At 38.4% G+C, this 15,459-nt stretch carries 12 protein-coding genes, 2 tRNA genes, 1 other RNA gene and 1 riboswitch; of the genes, 14 read left to right on the top strand and 1 reads right to left on the bottom strand.

Translation table 11 applies throughout. The features are described from left to right. Positions 1–944 precede the first annotated feature (944 nt). The 12 genes from LQE94_RS15975 (at position 945) to smpB (ending at position 12,415) form a co-directional block, all read left to right on the top strand. Positions 945–1,016 (top strand) — tRNA-Gln (locus LQE94_RS15975). Positions 1,017–1,050: 34 nt separating this feature from the next. Beyond that, a tRNA-Pro gene (locus tag LQE94_RS15970) sits at positions 1,051–1,124 on the top strand. Positions 1,125–1,278: 154 nt separating this feature from the next. Then, positions 1,279–2,289 (top strand): L-glyceraldehyde 3-phosphate reductase, encoded by a 1,011-nt coding sequence (mgrA, locus tag LQE94_RS15965; protein WP_186865231.1) that lies wholly within the window; start codon positions 1,279–1,281, stop codon positions 2,287–2,289. A gap of 9 nt (positions 2,290–2,298) precedes the next feature. Beyond that, entirely contained in the window at positions 2,299–2,592 is a 294-nt protein-coding gene (locus LQE94_RS15960) for a cysteine-rich small domain-containing protein (RefSeq protein ID WP_022075341.1), read from the top strand. A gap of 137 nt (positions 2,593–2,729) precedes the next feature. Then, a riboswitch (FMN riboswitch) is annotated at positions 2,730–2,864 on the top strand. Positions 2,865–2,981: 117 nt separating this feature from the next. After that, positions 2,982–3,611 (top strand): ECF transporter S component, encoded by a 630-nt coding sequence (locus LQE94_RS15955; protein ID WP_118725289.1) that lies wholly within the window; start codon positions 2,982–2,984, stop codon positions 3,609–3,611. 306 nt (positions 3,612–3,917) lie between these two features. Beyond that, the gene (locus LQE94_RS15950) at positions 3,918–5,507 is read left to right on the top strand and encodes a potassium/proton antiporter (protein WP_240578180.1); all 1,590 of its coding nucleotides are present in this window, start codon (positions 3,918–3,920) and stop codon (positions 5,505–5,507) included. 165 nt (positions 5,508–5,672) lie between these two features. Then, positions 5,673–6,428 (top strand): cell wall hydrolase, encoded by a 756-nt coding sequence (locus tag LQE94_RS15945; RefSeq protein WP_118725291.1) that lies wholly within the window; start codon positions 5,673–5,675, stop codon positions 6,426–6,428. 154 nt (positions 6,429–6,582) lie between these two features. Further along, positions 6,583–7,902 (top strand): Na+/H+ antiporter NhaC family protein, encoded by a 1,320-nt coding sequence (locus tag LQE94_RS15940; protein ID WP_118737644.1) that lies wholly within the window; start codon positions 6,583–6,585, stop codon positions 7,900–7,902. Between the two features lie 102 nt (positions 7,903–8,004). Next, complete coding sequence (gene eno / locus LQE94_RS15935; RefSeq protein WP_240578178.1) at positions 8,005–9,276, top strand: phosphopyruvate hydratase; 1,272 nt, start codon at positions 8,005–8,007, stop codon at positions 9,274–9,276. A 72-nt stretch (positions 9,277–9,348) separates the two neighbouring features. Next, the gene (gene secG, locus LQE94_RS15930) at positions 9,349–9,591 is read left to right on the top strand and encodes a preprotein translocase subunit SecG (RefSeq protein ID WP_117992132.1); all 243 of its coding nucleotides are present in this window, start codon (positions 9,349–9,351) and stop codon (positions 9,589–9,591) included. Between the two features lie 177 nt (positions 9,592–9,768). Next, positions 9,769–11,916 (top strand): ribonuclease R, encoded by a 2,148-nt coding sequence (gene rnr, locus LQE94_RS15925; protein WP_118737622.1) that lies wholly within the window; start codon positions 9,769–9,771, stop codon positions 11,914–11,916. Between the two features lie 37 nt (positions 11,917–11,953). Then, positions 11,954–12,415 (top strand): SsrA-binding protein SmpB, encoded by a 462-nt coding sequence (gene smpB / locus LQE94_RS15920; protein WP_117992130.1) that lies wholly within the window; start codon positions 11,954–11,956, stop codon positions 12,413–12,415. 107 nt (positions 12,416–12,522) lie between these two features. Here smpB and ssrA read toward each other — a convergent pair. Further along, positions 12,523–12,867, bottom strand: a transfer-messenger RNA (tmRNA) gene (gene ssrA, locus LQE94_RS15915). A gap of 358 nt (positions 12,868–13,225) precedes the next feature. Here ssrA and LQE94_RS15910 point away from each other — a divergent pair. After that, the gene (locus tag LQE94_RS15910; protein ID WP_118737645.1) at positions 13,226–14,047 is read left to right on the top strand and encodes a zinc dependent phospholipase C family protein; all 822 of its coding nucleotides are present in this window, start codon (positions 13,226–13,228) and stop codon (positions 14,045–14,047) included. Between the two features lie 120 nt (positions 14,048–14,167). Continuing rightward, positions 14,168–14,476, top strand: a complete 309-nt coding sequence (gene trxA / locus LQE94_RS15905; protein ID WP_022075351.1) for a thioredoxin — start codon at positions 14,168–14,170, stop codon at positions 14,474–14,476. The last annotated feature ends 983 nt before the right edge of the window (positions 14,477–15,459 follow it).

Here is a 15,459-nt window from a genome sequence, read left to right as displayed (position 1 = left end):
ATTTGTACCCTGTGTACAGGTTTCTTTTGTCTTGCCATAATAAAAGGCCCTCCTATGATTCTATTTTATCATAGAAGAACCTTCTAAATACTATTTTACAGAAAAAGTTTCACACTCTCGCTTTTTTGACAACTGATGTATCTGCAAGACCTTGATATTCGCTGTTGCAGATGCTCTTTTGGCAGCTGTTGTATCTGCAACTTACTTTTCTTTGAGCTTGCAGATACTTTTCAGCCTGCCTGGCATGTACAATTGCATCTGCATCTTGCCTTTTCTGGGATTTAAAGATACTCCCTTTGCAAATTTTGCATCTACATCCCATATTTTCGATAACGTGAAGATGCTCCTCGTTGAAATTATGCATCCTCAACTTGCCCTTCCTATAACTTGCAGATACCCCCCCGCAGAAATTGTGCATCCTCAACTTGCTCTTTCAATGCTTTGCGGATGTTCCCCATCAAAATTTTGCATCTTCAAGCCCCTAGAATCCATTATCGCAGATATCGCCACTCAATATCCTTTGTTGCTATTCACTTCACAACTTGAGCCAATACATTACTTACAAAAAAATGATATAAGAAATTCGAGCGAATATGGAGTGAGCGTTGGAGACACTTAGAGCGTAAATTTTTGTGTTAATGAATTTGAACGAACGTGTTTGAAGCTGCATAGCAGCAAGTTTGAGTTCAAATTCATTTGCTTTTAGCAAAAATTTACGCCCTTATGTGTCACCCGCTCATGGAATCTGAGCAAGAATTCTTATATCAATTTTTTGTAAGGAACGTATTGCCAACTTAATGAACTAAATAGCAAATAAATATCTGACAATAGCGCTTAAAGAGTTGAAAATTCTAACGAAAAAAATATAAAAAAGCTCTTGATTTTTCTGGACAGTCTGATATAATAATCATGTTGCGTGTGACAAATAAGATAAATAAAGATGATGCGGAATGGTGTAATTGGCAGCACAGCAGACTCTGACTCTGTTAGTAGGGGTTCAAGTCCCTTTTCCGTAGCTTAGAATCTGGATTGTCCAGATTCTTTTATTATCGGAGTGTGGCTCAGCTTGGTAGAGCGCTACGTTCGGGACGTAGAGGTCGCGTGTTCGAATCACGTCACTCCGATGTTGTTATAGTATTTCACGAAGTCGATAAGGCTTCGTGATTTTTTTGTTTATAAGCAGATTGGGGTGGATTAACAGCTATCACTTTAAGAAAGTATAGTGTATAATGTCAATAATGAAGAAATAGCATATTTCATAAAAAGGGGGAACCGGCAATGGCAGATATCGCAAACATTTACAAAGCAGATGCATCAAGATATGATTTGATGCAGTACAACCGAGTGGGAAAAAGTGGCTTGAAATTTCCGGCAGTTTCGTTAGGCTTCTGGCATAACTTTGGAAGTAAAGATAATTATGATAACATGAAACAAATGTGTAGAACGGCGTTTGACCTCGGTATTACACAATTTGACCTGGCTAATAATTATGGCCCGGTATACGGAAGTGCAGAGAGTAATTTTGGTCGTTTAATGGAAGAGGATTTTCGGCCATATCGTGATGAGTTGGTGATTACAACCAAGGCAGGATATGATATGTGGGATGGGCCTTATGGAAACTGGGGCAGCAGAAAATATTTGATGGCAAGTTTGGATCAAAGTCTGAAACGGATGAAATTAGATTATGTGGATATTTTCTATCACCACAGAATGGATCCTGACACTCCGCTTGAAGAAACAATGCAGGCACTTGCGGATATTGTAAGAAGCGGGAAAGCTTTATATGCGGGTGTTTCTAATTATAATAAAGAGTATACGGAAAAAGCAGTTTCTATATTAAAAGAACTTCATTGTCCATTTATAGTGAATCAAAGAAGATATTCGATGTTTGATCGAACGATTGAAGAGGATGGAGTGAAAAAATATTGCAAAGAAGCTGGGGTTGGGATTATTGCGTTTAGTCCATTGGCTCAGGGAATGCTGACAGATAAATATCTGGAGGGGATTCCGCAAGATAGCAGAATTGCCAGAGATAATCGTTTTTTACACAAAAGTGATTTGACAGAAGAACGTTTGAGGCAAATTGCAGAGTTAAATGAACTGGCAAAACAGAGAGGACAGACACTTGCACAGATGGCTTTGTCCTGGGTATTAAAAGACGATGAGGTATGCTCAGTATTAATCGGCGCATCAAAACCATCACAGATTAAAGAAAATATATCAATTGTTGAGCAGACATCATTTTCAGAGGAAGAATTGAAAATGATTGAGAAAATTTGTGAAAGATAGGAACGTAAAATGAGTGAACAGCCAAAGTGGATGGGAAAGCATTACTCGTTTTTCTGTAATAAAGAATGTGAGTATTTTCCATGTCATAAAACAAATCATCCGGAAGATTTTAATTGTTTATTTTGCTATTGTCCGTTATATACTCTGGGAGATAAATGTGGAGGAAACTTTCGATATACAGAGAGCGGGATTAAAGATTGCACAGAGTGTATGTTGCCTCACAAGAGAGAAAATTATGGTTATATTATAGGTAAATACGGAGAAATCATGGAAAAGGCAAGGAAAACAGACGAAAAGAAATAAAATAGTTTCTAATCAAAAGAGGATTTCAAGAATGTGGATGAAGATTTTGAAAAAGTTCAGAAAATCAGAATTAATTTGTGAAAAACTCTTGATTTTATAAAAATACATGATTATACTTATATATGAAATTGAACAAAGAAATTCTTCGGGGTAGGGTGCAAGTCCCAACCGGCGGTATAGTCCGCGACCCACATAAGTGGTTGAACTGGTGACTCATAAGTTTGATGAGAATTCCAGTACCGACAGTAAAGTCTGGATGAGAGAAGAAATTGATGTCATAGAGATAACAAAGCCCCGGATTAGAAAATCCGGGGTTTCTTTTTTGACAACACTTCCAAGAAGACTTTCTTTCTTTTCAAAATCTATTTGTTTTAAAGGAGAGAAAAAAGATGAGCACAGGTAGTAATGTAGCAACAGCAGAAAAAACACAAAAAGTAGGAGTAAGAACGTTGGTTCAGATTGGTATGCTTGCAGCAATCGCAGTGGTATTGATGTTATTTGAGATTCCACTTCCATTTGCACCATCATTTTACAAGATTGATTTCAGCGAAGTTCCGGTAATGGTCGGATGTTTTGTAATGGGACCTTTGGCAGGTGCAGCAATCGAATTTGTTAAAATTCTTTTGAACTTTGTAATCAACGGAACAACTACAGCTGGTGTTGGAGAGGTAGCCAATTTTCTGGTAGGATGTGCATTGTGTGTACCGGCAGGTATTATTTACAAATATAAACGTACAAGAAAGGGCGCGTTGCTTGGTATGATAGCTGGAACACTTTTGATGGTTGTTGTAGGAAGTGCAATGAATGCATTTGTATTACTTCCAGTTTATGCAAAAGCATTTGGAATGCCAATCGACGCATTGGTAGCAATGGGAACTGCAGTTAATTCACACATCACAAGTCTTTCAACATTTGTGTTATTTGCAGTAGCACCATTTAACTTATTAAAAGGTATTTTGGTTTCACTGATTGTGTTATTGATCTACAAAAAAATCAGTCCTATTTTTAAAATGAGATAAGAATATCAGATGTGAGATGACTCCCACCTCTGTAGGTGGCGAGTAATGAATCAGTATCAGTGGTGGGAGTCAATCCCCCATCTGATATAGCCTCCGGCAGGATTGCAGAGATGCGCAGAAGAAGTATGTCATGCATTGCATGACGCGCATCTCGCAGCAAGAATGCAGAGGCATTCTTGAATAAAAAATAGTAGTGCAAAGAGGCGTTGGTATGCGTGGAACATACCAACGCCTCTTTTTCAGTTTCGTTTTATAAAGGGACATATGTTATAATAGGAAGAAATAGAAAAAAGAAGGGGTGAGTGTGTGGAGACAAGTTTAATTTTATGTGCGGTTGTAATTATAACATGTATTTTAACAAATAAGTTGACAAACAGGATTGGAGTGCCGGCTGTTTTAGTGTTTATGGCGATTGGAATGGTATTTGGAAGTGAAGGGATTTTTAAAATTCCATTCGATAATTTTGGGATAGCGGAAAAAATTTGTTCTACGGCACTTGTCTTTATTATGTTTTATGGTGGTTTTGGAACAAGTTTAAAAGCGGCAAAGCCGGTTCTTAAACAATCAATTTGCATGTCAACATTGGGGGTTGTATTAACATCGGTATTGACAGGTGTATTTTGTCATTATGTATTACATATGTCTCTTAAAGAAGGTATGTTGCTAGGCGCAGTTGTTGGTTCTACGGATGCAGCGTCAGTATTTTCTATATTACGATCAAAACAGTTAAACTTAAAAGATGGAACAGCATCTATTTTGGAAGTAGAAAGTGGAAGCAACGATCCAGTTGCTTATATGATGACGATGATCATTTTGAGTTGGATGTCATTGAGCAATCAAAATATTGTCTGGATGCTAATAAAACAGATTGGGGTCGGTTTTTTATTTGGAATAGGGGTTGGTGTACTTGCTGTTTGGAGTTTAAAGCATATTGAATTTGAAATCGAAGGTATGGATACAATTCTGATGATTGCATTGGTATTATTTGCTTATGCCGGTTCTGTATTGCTTGGAGGAAATGGATATCTGAGTGTGTATTTACAAGGGATTATAATAGGAAATCAGAAATTTGATCATAAAGTTGTATTGATTCACTTCTTTGATGGAATCAATCATCTGGCGCAGATTTTAATTTTCTTCTTGTTAGGATTACTTGTTTTCCCATCGCAATTATTGGGAATTGCAGGAAGTGCAATATTGGTTTTTATAGGTTTGACTTTTATCGCAAGGCCGATAGCAACTTTTTTGTTGCTTTTGCCATTCCGTGCAAGCTTTAAACAGAAAACCTTGATTGCATTTTCCGGATTGCGAGGCGCCGCTTCGATCGTATTTGCAATTATGGTGACAGTAAGTCCGGTTTATACGAAAAGTGATGTGTTTAACATCGTATTTTGTGTGGCGTTGATTTCTGTTACATTTCAGGGGCTCTTACTTCCGGTGGTTGCAGAACGACTTGATATGGTAGATGATGGACAAAATGTTATGAAGACATTTAGTGATTATCAGGAAGAACAACAGATTCAATTAATTCAAATGAAAATGGAAAAGGATCATAAGTATGTGGGTAAAAAGATTTCTGAACTGCGGATAAAAAATATGTTGATCGTTTTGATTAAACGTGGTGATGAGGATATTATCCCAAGGGCTGAAGTGAAGATAAAAGAAGGAGATATTCTTGTACTGAACGCGCAATCCTATGAAGGGGATATTGATATGGTATTGAGGGAAGAAACGGTGGAAGAAGGAGATGGAAGAATCGGGTGTCAGATTAAAGATTTACCGAAAATGGAAGAGCGAATGATTGCGTTAATCCGACGAGAAGATGGCTCGACAGTTATCCCAAAAGGAGAGACGGTTATTCAAAAGGGAGATGTTCTGGCAATCAGTGGAAATTAAAATTTATTGTTGACAAGTTTGAAATTTTATATTAGAATGTCGACTCGTAACAAAATTGTAACATTTGTAATAAAAACGAAAAAAATGAATATAATTTATTATAACTCGTTAATTAAAGTGAAATAAAATTGCAAAGAATGTTACGAAATTGTAGGAGGAGACTATATGATTCAATATAAAAGATGGGTATCTATGGCGGTAGTTGCAACCACGGTTACGGTGATGACATTAGGCGTTAATACACAGGCTGCGGAGCATCATACAGAAATGATGTATGCATCCGACCACATGGAAATCGCATCCTTTGCTCAATTACTTCAGGATTCAGAACGAACAGATGAAATTGTTATGGAAAATGAATATCAGGAGGCAGGATTGCTGACAGTAGAAGAGTTGGACAAGAAAATAGCAGAGCAGAAACAAGCAGAAAAAGAAGCGGAAGAGAAAGCTTTGCAGGAGAAGAAAGAAGCGGAAGAAAAGGCGCAGCGCGAATTAGAGGAAGCGCAGAAAAAAGAAGCAGAACGTATTGCGGCAGAGCAGGCGGAGGCACAAAGAAAAGCCGAAGAGGAAGCAGCTGTGGCACAGCTTCAGGAAGCAGACAAAGAACTGTTGGCATCGATTATTTTTTGTGAGGCGGGAAATCAACCTTACGAAGGTCAGGTAGCAGTCGGAGCGGTTATTATGAATCGTGTGAAAAGTGCGGTGTATCCAAACAGTATTTCAGAGGTAGTATACCAATCAGGACAATTTGGCCCGGCGATGACAGGGTGGCTTGACAGTGTCAGATATAGTGCAGGGTATACACCAAGTGCTATGCAGGCAGCAATAGATGCGTTGTCCGGAAGTAATCCAATCGGAGATTGTCTCTATTTTGATCAAGGCGGTATGGGATACCAGCTGGGAGATCATTATTTTCACTAAAATTGAATTGAAATAAATAAAGACAGATGATTGATGAAAATTGATCGTCTGTTTTACTTTTTGTGGAAATAGGAAAATATTTTCACTGTCCAAAATAAGAAAAGAATGGTACAATGGGTTCTGTTAGGAAAAATGAGGAGAGAAGTAGAGTATGATGCAAAAGAAAAAAAGTAATCCAATTGCCTTGATGCCTATTGTAGTATTTCTTGTGTTGTATCTGGGGTTGGGAATTTTGTTTGAGTATGTGCTGGAGATTCCGATGGGATTTTATAATGTGCCAATCGTAATCGCATTTTTGGTGGCCATACTGGTAGCTTGTCTGCAGAATCGGACAGTTAGTTTTGATGAAAAGCTGGAATTAATGGCGCAAGGTTTGGCGGATAAGAATATTATTACGATGTTGTTGATTTTTTTAACAGCGGGTTCATTTGTAGGAGTTGTAGGGCGTGACAGTGCAGAAAGTGTTGCGTATTTTATGCTTTCTATGATTCCGGCAAGATTCGCAGTTGCAGTATTGTTTGTAGTTGCCTGCTTTGTATCGACAGCTATGGGAACATCCGTTGGAACAATCACATTAATCGTGCCGATTGCAGTAGCAGTAGCAGGTGTATCCGGATTTTCAGTTCCATTATGTGTAGGATCTGTTATGGGAGGAGCAATGTTTGGGGATAACTTATCGTTTATATCCGACACAACGATTGCGGCATGTAATGGACAAGGATGTGCGATGAAGGATAAGTTTAAAGAAAACTTCTGGATCGCTCTTCCGGCGGCAGTGGTAACTTTGATCATGATATTGGTTTTATCATTTAAGACAGATATAAACGGACAAATCCAGCAGTCATATAATCTGGTGCAGATTATACCATATCTGTTGGTATTGGCAGGTGGAATTGCAGGAATTAATGTGTTCGTGGTATTACTGATTGGAATTGTGTCCGGATCAGTTATTATGATTGCAGGAGGACATATTCAGGCAATCGATTTGCTGAGTAATATGGGCTCAGGGGCTGCCGGAATGTTTGAAACCAGTATGGTAGCTGTTTTGGTAGCGGCGATGTGTGCTTTGATCCGTGAATATGGTGGGTTTGAAGCGTTACTGCAATTTATCAAAAAAATCTTTAAAGGAAATAAAGGCGGTCAGTTGGGGATGGGAATGCTTGTTGGAGCAATGGATATTGCGACTGCCAATAATACAGTTGCAATTGTAATGGCAAACCCAATCGCACAGGAGATGTCACGCGAATATGGTATTAAACCACGGAAAGCAGCCTCTTTGCTGGATACATTTTCTTGTGTGTTCCAAGGGGTGATTCCTTATGGAGCACAGATGTTGGTTGCAATTTCAGCAGTGAATGAGCTGGGCTATGAGATATCAGCGTTCCAGATCATGCCAAAGTTATTTTATCCATATTTACTGTTAGTTAGCTCGCTTGTGTGGATATTTGTTATTCCGGACAGACGGAGCAAATAGTGAGCTGATGTAATATTTTTGGAGAGAAAAATAAATTTACGATAGTATGAAATAAAACCTTCTTGGAATACTAAAATTAAAAAATCCAAGGAGGTTTTTGCTATGTATGAATACATGCCGATACGAGATGTGTACGCGAGAGAAATATTAGATTCCAGAGGAAATCCGACAATAGAAGTAGAAGTGCTTGTAGGAGAAAATATAATCGGCAAGGCAGCTGTTCCATCAGGAGCGTCTACCGGAAAATATGAGGCGGTAGAATTAAGAGATGGAGGGGTGCGATATGGAGGGAAAGGTGTCCAGGCAGCAGTGGAACATGTAAATAATCAGATTGCAGAAAGTATCATCGGGATGAATATTTTTGGGCAGAGCGAAATTGACCGGGTATTGATTCGTTTAGACGGAACCTTGAACAAAAAGAAATTAGGAGCCAATGCATTGCTGGGTGTTTCACTTGCATGTGCCCATGCGGCGGCAAATGCATTACAGATTCCACTGTATCGTTATCTCGGGGGTGTAAATGCGAAAAAACTACCGATACCAATGATGAATATTTTGAATGGTGGTGTACATGCAGATAATACATTGGATATACAAGAGTTTATGATCGTGCCGGTTGGAGCAGATGATTTCAGAGAAGGGCTTAGAATGTGTGCAGAAATTTATCAGGAATTAAAAGCTTTATTGAAAAAGCAGGGGCTTAGCACAGCAGTTGGGGATGAAGGTGGGTTTGCACCAAATCTTCCGGATGCAAAAACTGCATTGCAGTATTTGAAACAGGCGGTGGAAATGGCAGGATATCGGATGGGAAAAGATATTAGGATTGCACTGGATATTGCAGCATCAGAATTATATAACGCTGATTTTAAGACATATGAATTTCCAGGAGAAAGTAAAATGTGTGGGAAAAAAGTCATCCGTTCAGCAGAAGAGCTGATAGATTATTACGAAGAATTGATGCAGGAATTTCCGATTTGTTCGATAGAAGATCCACTGGATGAGGAAGATTGGGAAGGATGGGAATTGTTGACGGTCCGATTGGGACGGGATGTACAATTGGTAGGGGACGATCTCTTTGTGACAAATGTAGAACGACTGAGAAAAGGAATCAAAAAAAGTGTTGCAAATGCGATTCTGATCAAAGTAAATCAGATAGGAACGCTGACAGAGGCAATAGAAGCAATTGAAACGGCTCAAAAATCGGGGTATCGAGCAATTATATCACACCGCTCAGGTGAGACGGAGGATACAACGATTGCTGATCTGGCTGTAGCGTTTAATACAGGACAGATAAAAACAGGTGCTCCTTGCCGGTCAGAAAGAGTTGCAAAATATAATCGATTGTTGCGAATTCAAGAGGAAGTAGAAAATTAATGCAAAACAGTTGAAATTTGATACAATCTATGCTAAAATAAACATCGGTTTATCCGCAGGAGGTGTGAACAAATGGAAATTTTAAAAACAATAATAACCATTATATTTGTAATAGATTGTATCGCATTATCAGCGATTATTTTGCTTCAGGAAGGGAAGTCTGCAGGTCTTGGAACAATCAGCGGGGCAGCAGATTCTTATTGGGGACAGAACAAAGGACGTTCTATGGAAGGTGCACTTGTAAAGTCTACAAAGTTCTTGGCAATTTTGTTTATAGTTTTGGCTGTGGTTTTGAACCTCAGTGTATTTAACTAGAGAAGAAGATGACGAAACACTCTATATGCATATATAGGGTGTTTTTTGCTGTGAACACTTGGCGAGGTCTTATCGAGCCTAGTGAGAACGCACACCTCGGCACTTAGCGAGGTCTTTTCGAGCCTAGTGTCCGATGGTGTTACATTATAACTTGGCGAGGTTTAGAGGAGAGTTTGAATGAGTAACACATTTGAAAAAAGAAAAAAAGTCATTTACGATTTCATCTGCGATGATTTTTATGTGCCGATGAAGTTTAAAGAAATTGCTATGATCCTTCAGGTCCCAAAAGAACAAAGGGATGAATTGAGGGCAGTCTTAGAAGCTTTAGAACAAGAAGGTAAGATATTTGTTTCCAAGAAAGGCAAGTATGCAAAAGGACAGGCGAAAAGACTGACAGGAACATTTCAATCCCATCAGCGTGGTTTTGGGTTTGTCATTCGCGAAGGCGAAGATGAGGATGTTTTTATCTCAGAAGATAATATCAACGGAGCATTTCAGGGAGATGAAGTAGAGTTTGTTATTACAAAAGAGAAAGACAGTCAGACAGGAAGACGTACAGAAGGGAAAATTGTAAGAATATTGTCACATGGGACAACACGTGTTGTTGGTATGTATGAAAAGTGCAAGAATTTTGGCTTTGTAAGACCAGACAATCAACGTTTGCTCAGCGATATTTATATCCCGGCAGGGAAAGAAAAAGGTGCTGTCAGCGGGCATAAAGTCGTGGTAGAGCTGACATCTTATGGTAGCGAGAATATGAAACCGGAAGGATATGTGGTGGAAATTATAGGACATATCAACGATCCGGGCACGGATATTATGTCAATCGTGAAATCGTTTGATCTTCCGGTAGAGTTCCCGGAGAAAGTTATGAATCAGGCGGAACGTGTAGGCAAAGACGTGAGTGATGCGGATATGGCAGGACGTAAAGATTTGCGAGACTGGCAGATGGTAACGATTGACGGAGAAGATGCGAAAGATTTGGATGATGCGGTTTCATTGACAAAAAAAGGAGACAATTATAAACTGGGAGTCCATATTGCTGATGTAACAAATTATGTACAGGAGAGAAGTGCGCTGGATCGTGAAGCACTCAAACGTGGGACAAGTGTTTATCTTGTGAATAAAGTGATTCCTATGCTTCCGCAGAAATTATCAAACGGAGTTTGTTCTTTGAATGAAGGCGAGAATCGTCTTGCGCTTAGTTGTATTATGACAGTAAATCCAAAAGGTGAAGTGATTGATCATGAGATTGCAGAAACGGTAATCAAGGTTGATAGAAGAATGAGTTATACAAGCGTCGCTAAAATTCTTGAAGAGCACGATGAAAACGAGATTGCAAAATATGAAGAGTTGGTTCCTATGTTTGAATTAATGAAGGAATTGTCTCATATTTTGCGTGAACATAGAAAAAAAAGAGGTTCTATTGATTTTGATTTTCCAGAGTCTAAGATGGTATTAGACGAAAATGGCAGACCGATTGATATTAAGCCGTATGACAGAAATGTAGCTACAAAGATTATTGAAGATTTTATGTTGCTTGCAAATGAAACCGTTGCGGAAGAATATTTCTGGAGAGAGCTTCCGTTTCTATATAGAACGCACGATACACCAGACGAGGATAAAATGAAACGTCTGAGTACATTTATCAATAATTTTGGTTATCATATACATGTGGGAAATGAAGTGCGTCCGAAAGAAGTGCAGAAGCTTCTTGGTAAGGTAGAAGGAACACCGGAAGAAGCATTGATTAGCCGTTTGGCGCTTCGTTCTATGAAGCAGGCAAAATATACACCGGAGAATTCGGGACATTTCGGACTGGCAGCGAAATATTATACACATTTTACATCTCCAATCCGAAGATATCCAGATTTACAGATTCACCGAATCATTAAGGAAAATATTCGGGGTCGCATGAATGATAAGAGAATTGAGCATTATGAAAAAATATTGCCGGAAGTGGCAGTTCAGTCAAGTATGCTGGAACGTCGTGCGGAAGAAGCGGAGAGAGAAACTGTAAAATTGAAAAAAGTAGAGTACATGCAGGAGCGCATCGGAGAAGAATTTGAAGGCGTAATATCAGGAATTACTAAATGGGGGGCTTATGTGGAACTTCCAAATACGATCGAAGGACTTGTACATGTGACGAATATGCGAGATGATCATTATGAGTATTGGGAAGAACAATATGAATTGATTGGCGAACATACAAGAAATGTATATAAATTAGGTCAGAGCGTGAAAGTACGCGTGCTGGATGTAGATAAATTGAACCGGACGATTGATTTTGAATTCTGTGACGAGGATGAAGAATACGATTCGTAAATAAAAGTCTTAAAAGGACGAGAAAGAGGTTGGATATATGGCAGAGAAAAAACTGATTGCAAATAATAAAAAAGCGTATCATGATTATTTTATTCTGGAAAAATATGAGGCCGGAATTGTACTACATGGAACAGAAGTAAAATCACTGAGAATGGGAAAATGCAGTATTAAAGAAGCATTTATTCGAATTGAAGATGGTGAGATGTTTATTTATGGAATGCATATTTCACCGTATGAAAAAGGGAATATTTTTAATAAAGATCCATTGCGTGTAAGAAAACTGCTTCTTCATAAGAAAGAGATCGATAAGATTTTTGGAAAGATGAAAGAAAAAGGGAATACAGTTGTTCCATTACAGGTATATTTTAGCGGAAGTCTTGTGAAAGTAGAAATTGGTCTTGCAAAAGGTAAAAAACTTTACGATAAGCGAGATGATATTGCGAAGAAAGATCAGAGACGTGAGGCACAGAGAGATTTTAAAGTGAGAAATCTTGGATAATATTTTCTGAAAAGTTATGCTTATTTGCGAGAATAAGATTTAAAACATTCTGAAATAAAAATAAGGACGGAGAAAAGTAAATTGTTTTCTTCGTCCTTATTTCTTTTGAATGGACCTGGCGAGAATCGAACTCGCGTCCAAAAACCCATCCCATGTACTTCTACTATCATAGTCAGTTATTTAACATTCCCTCTGCTGTACGAGAACTAACACTCTTACAGGTTCAGTAGCTTCATAATACGCCTATTAACTCAAAGCTTTGTTAATATCGTTTCCCACATAGTTGATGCCAGATTCCCAAGGTGCGGGTGCCTCGGGGCTGACATGCAGCAATTAGGCTGCAGCTAATTCGAAATTATCGTTAGCGTTTAATTTTAAGTTTGCGATTTGACGCATCGGCCTACGGATAGCTTCTCCATCTTCAGAATCCCTGTCGAAACCAGTACAAGCCCAAAAATGAAGTGAAATCATTTTCACGCTTCTTATTCTAATGAAAGGAAATTAGAAAGTCAAGGTACTTATCAGAAAAAATAGAAACTATTTTATCTCAGTCGAGAAGACTCCCACCTCTTCAGGTGGTGAGTAATAGTAAATTTGTCTCAGTGGGAGTCCAATCTCCGACTGAGATAAACGCTCCGCGAGGATGCGCAGTGATTCTGATAGGAATATGTCAGCTTCGCTGACCAGAATCACGCGCCAAGTCTCACGGATGTTCGACTTGAAAAAAGATAATTGATAAAAGATTACATTGCACTTTTTCTGATTCGTGCTAGAATGGGGATGAGAATTGAAGGGAAAGAAGGTATGGATATGCCGACAACATATGCACATTATCAATTCGGAAACGATGTAATCAGAATATTACCGGGACCGCTTCAAAAAGCAATCGAGAATCATCGAGAACTTTTTGATATCGGATTATATGGACCGGATATCTTTTTTTACTATCGTATTTTTCATAAAAATCGTGTAAATGCGATAGGATATAGAATGCATGAGGAGTATGCAGATACATTTTTTAAACATGCAGCGGAAGTTATTAAGCAGTCTGAAAATAAGAGTGCGGCAAGAGCGTATATATATGGTTTTATTTGTCATTTTGCTTTGGATAGTGAGTGTCACAAATACGTAGAGAAGATGATACAAGTCAGCGGGATAACACATTCTGAGATTGAAATGGAATTTGATCGAATGATGTTGGTACGAAAACATATTGATCCGATGACATTTCACAGAGCAAATTGTATTCATCCGACGATAAAGAATGCCGCGGTGATTGCAGAATTCTATGATGGAGTCAGTGCAAAAGAAATAAGGAAAACATTGAGGTATATGATTCTGTGTGATAAGCTTTTGACTGCACAAAATCCGATAAAACGAAAAGTATTATTTTTCGGAATGAAAGTCGCAGGACAATACGAGGGCGTGCATGGAATGGTGATGAGTGAGCAACCGAATCCGGCGTGTAAGAAATATTGTCAGATATTAAATGGCGTCTATCATGGAGCTGTTCCGATTGCAGGAAAGATGCTTGGGCAATATCAAGGGGTACTGTTTCAGAATAAAGAAATTTCAACAAGATTTCATGAAACATTTGGAGCAGGAGAAAATTGGCAGGAATTACAAGTTTGAAAATCTTGATTTGCTTGGAAAATAGTGTAGAATGAGAGTAATAGTTGGAAATAGAGAAGCTATTGTAGTGAGTAGTAAATTGTAGCACGTGGCGTCAGATGGAAGAAAAGGAGAATAATTATGGCAGTTGTAAAATTGACAGCAGAAAATTTTGAGCAGGAAGTGCTGAAATCAGATAAGCCTGTATTGGTAGATTTCTATGCTGATTGGTGTGGACCATGTAAGATGATGGCACCGGTAATCGAGCAGATTTCGAATGAAGAGACAGAAATTAAAGTTGGCAAAATCAATATTGATGAGAACATTGAGATTGCTCAGAAGTACAAAGTTATGAGTATTCCAATGTTTATTGCATTTAAAAATGGAGAGGTTGCAGCAAAGACGTTGGGAGCACAGCCAAAAGAAGAAGTATTGAAATTAGTGAAATAGTATTTGGTGATAGGTAAAATGATTTATTCTATTTTATCGGAAATGAGATAAAGTTTATTTATATCAGCTGGGAGTCAATCCCCCAGCTGATATAGCCTCCTGCAGGATTGCAGAGGTGCGCGTCATGCAATTGCATGACGCGCACCTCGCAGCAAGAATGCCGAGGCATTCTTGAATATTATAGAAGAAAAGCCTTTCGTTGTCGGTAGTATATCAAACAGGTATAATCAGACAAAGAAAGGTTTTTTATCTCAGTCGAGAAGACTCCCACCTCTTTAGGTGGTGAGTAATAGCAAATTTGTCTCAGTGGGAGTCCAATCTCCGACTGAGATAAACGCTCCGCGAGGATGCGCAGTGATTCTGCTAGGAATATGTCAGCTTCGCTGACCAGAATCACGCGCCAAGTCTCACGGACGTTCGACTTGAATATTGTGAATAGTAATAGTTTTTTAGGATAATAATATGTTTGGTGTACATGGAAGTAGAAAAAAGATATTTTGTATACAGTATTAGTAAACGGAACGAATTGTCTGAATTGTGCGAAATAAATAAAAAACAAGAAAAACGTTGACAATTTGAAAGCGGAGTGATAAGATAATCTTCGTCGCTAAGACAACCGATGCAAAATTGAAAACACTGGACAGCCCTGGCGGGATATGGAAAGTGTAAGATGAAAAATGCAAAGAAAAAACTTGAAAAAAGTTCTTGACAAAAGGTTGTCGGATGTGATAAAATAAATAAGCTGTCGCTTGAAAGTGATTGATAAAATTACAAAAGCGAAACAGAAAAAATAAAAAAGTTGTTGACAAACGACAAAAGATGTGATAATCTATCAAAGTTGTCGCTTGAGACGACAACAAAAACAAAGAACATTGATAACTAAACAATAGACAACAGATCCTTGAAAATTTCTTTAAGAGAAAATTTTTTAAGAACGGTTTATAACAAACCAAAACAACAGTAAAAGGATAGATTAGCTAGAG

Source organism: Mediterraneibacter sp. NSJ-151 (genome assembly GCF_022487435.1).
Taxonomy (GTDB): domain Bacteria; phylum Bacillota; class Clostridia; order Lachnospirales; family Lachnospiraceae; genus Schaedlerella; species Schaedlerella hominis.
This window is presented reverse-complemented; position numbering and strand designations above follow the sequence as displayed.

What these genes read in the sequence shown, in the direction of transcription:
- LQE94_RS15945 (WP_118725291.1), top strand. Translation starts at nt 5,673, where the DNA reads ATGATTCAATATAAAAGATGGGTATCTATGGCGGTAGTTGCAACCACG.
- trxA (WP_022075351.1), top strand. Translation starts at nt 14,168, where the DNA reads ATGGCAGTTGTAAAATTGACAGCAGAAAATTTTGAGCAGGAAGTGCTG.
- secG (WP_117992132.1), top strand. Translation starts at nt 9,349, where the DNA reads ATGGAAATTTTAAAAACAATAATAACCATTATATTTGTAATAGATTGT.
- eno (WP_240578178.1), top strand. Translation starts at nt 8,005, where the DNA reads ATGTATGAATACATGCCGATACGAGATGTGTACGCGAGAGAAATATTA.
- mgrA (WP_186865231.1), top strand. Translation starts at nt 1,279, where the DNA reads ATGGCAGATATCGCAAACATTTACAAAGCAGATGCATCAAGATATGAT.
- LQE94_RS15960 (WP_022075341.1), top strand. Translation starts at nt 2,299, where the DNA reads ATGAGTGAACAGCCAAAGTGGATGGGAAAGCATTACTCGTTTTTCTGT.
- smpB (WP_117992130.1), top strand. Translation starts at nt 11,954, where the DNA reads ATGGCAGAGAAAAAACTGATTGCAAATAATAAAAAAGCGTATCATGAT.
- LQE94_RS15940 (WP_118737644.1), top strand. Translation starts at nt 6,583, where the DNA reads ATGCAAAAGAAAAAAAGTAATCCAATTGCCTTGATGCCTATTGTAGTA.
- LQE94_RS15955 (WP_118725289.1), top strand. Translation starts at nt 2,982, where the DNA reads ATGAGCACAGGTAGTAATGTAGCAACAGCAGAAAAAACACAAAAAGTA.
- LQE94_RS15910 (WP_118737645.1), top strand. Translation starts at nt 13,226, where the DNA reads ATGCCGACAACATATGCACATTATCAATTCGGAAACGATGTAATCAGA.
- rnr (WP_118737622.1), top strand. Translation starts at nt 9,769, where the DNA reads ATGAGTAACACATTTGAAAAAAGAAAAAAAGTCATTTACGATTTCATC.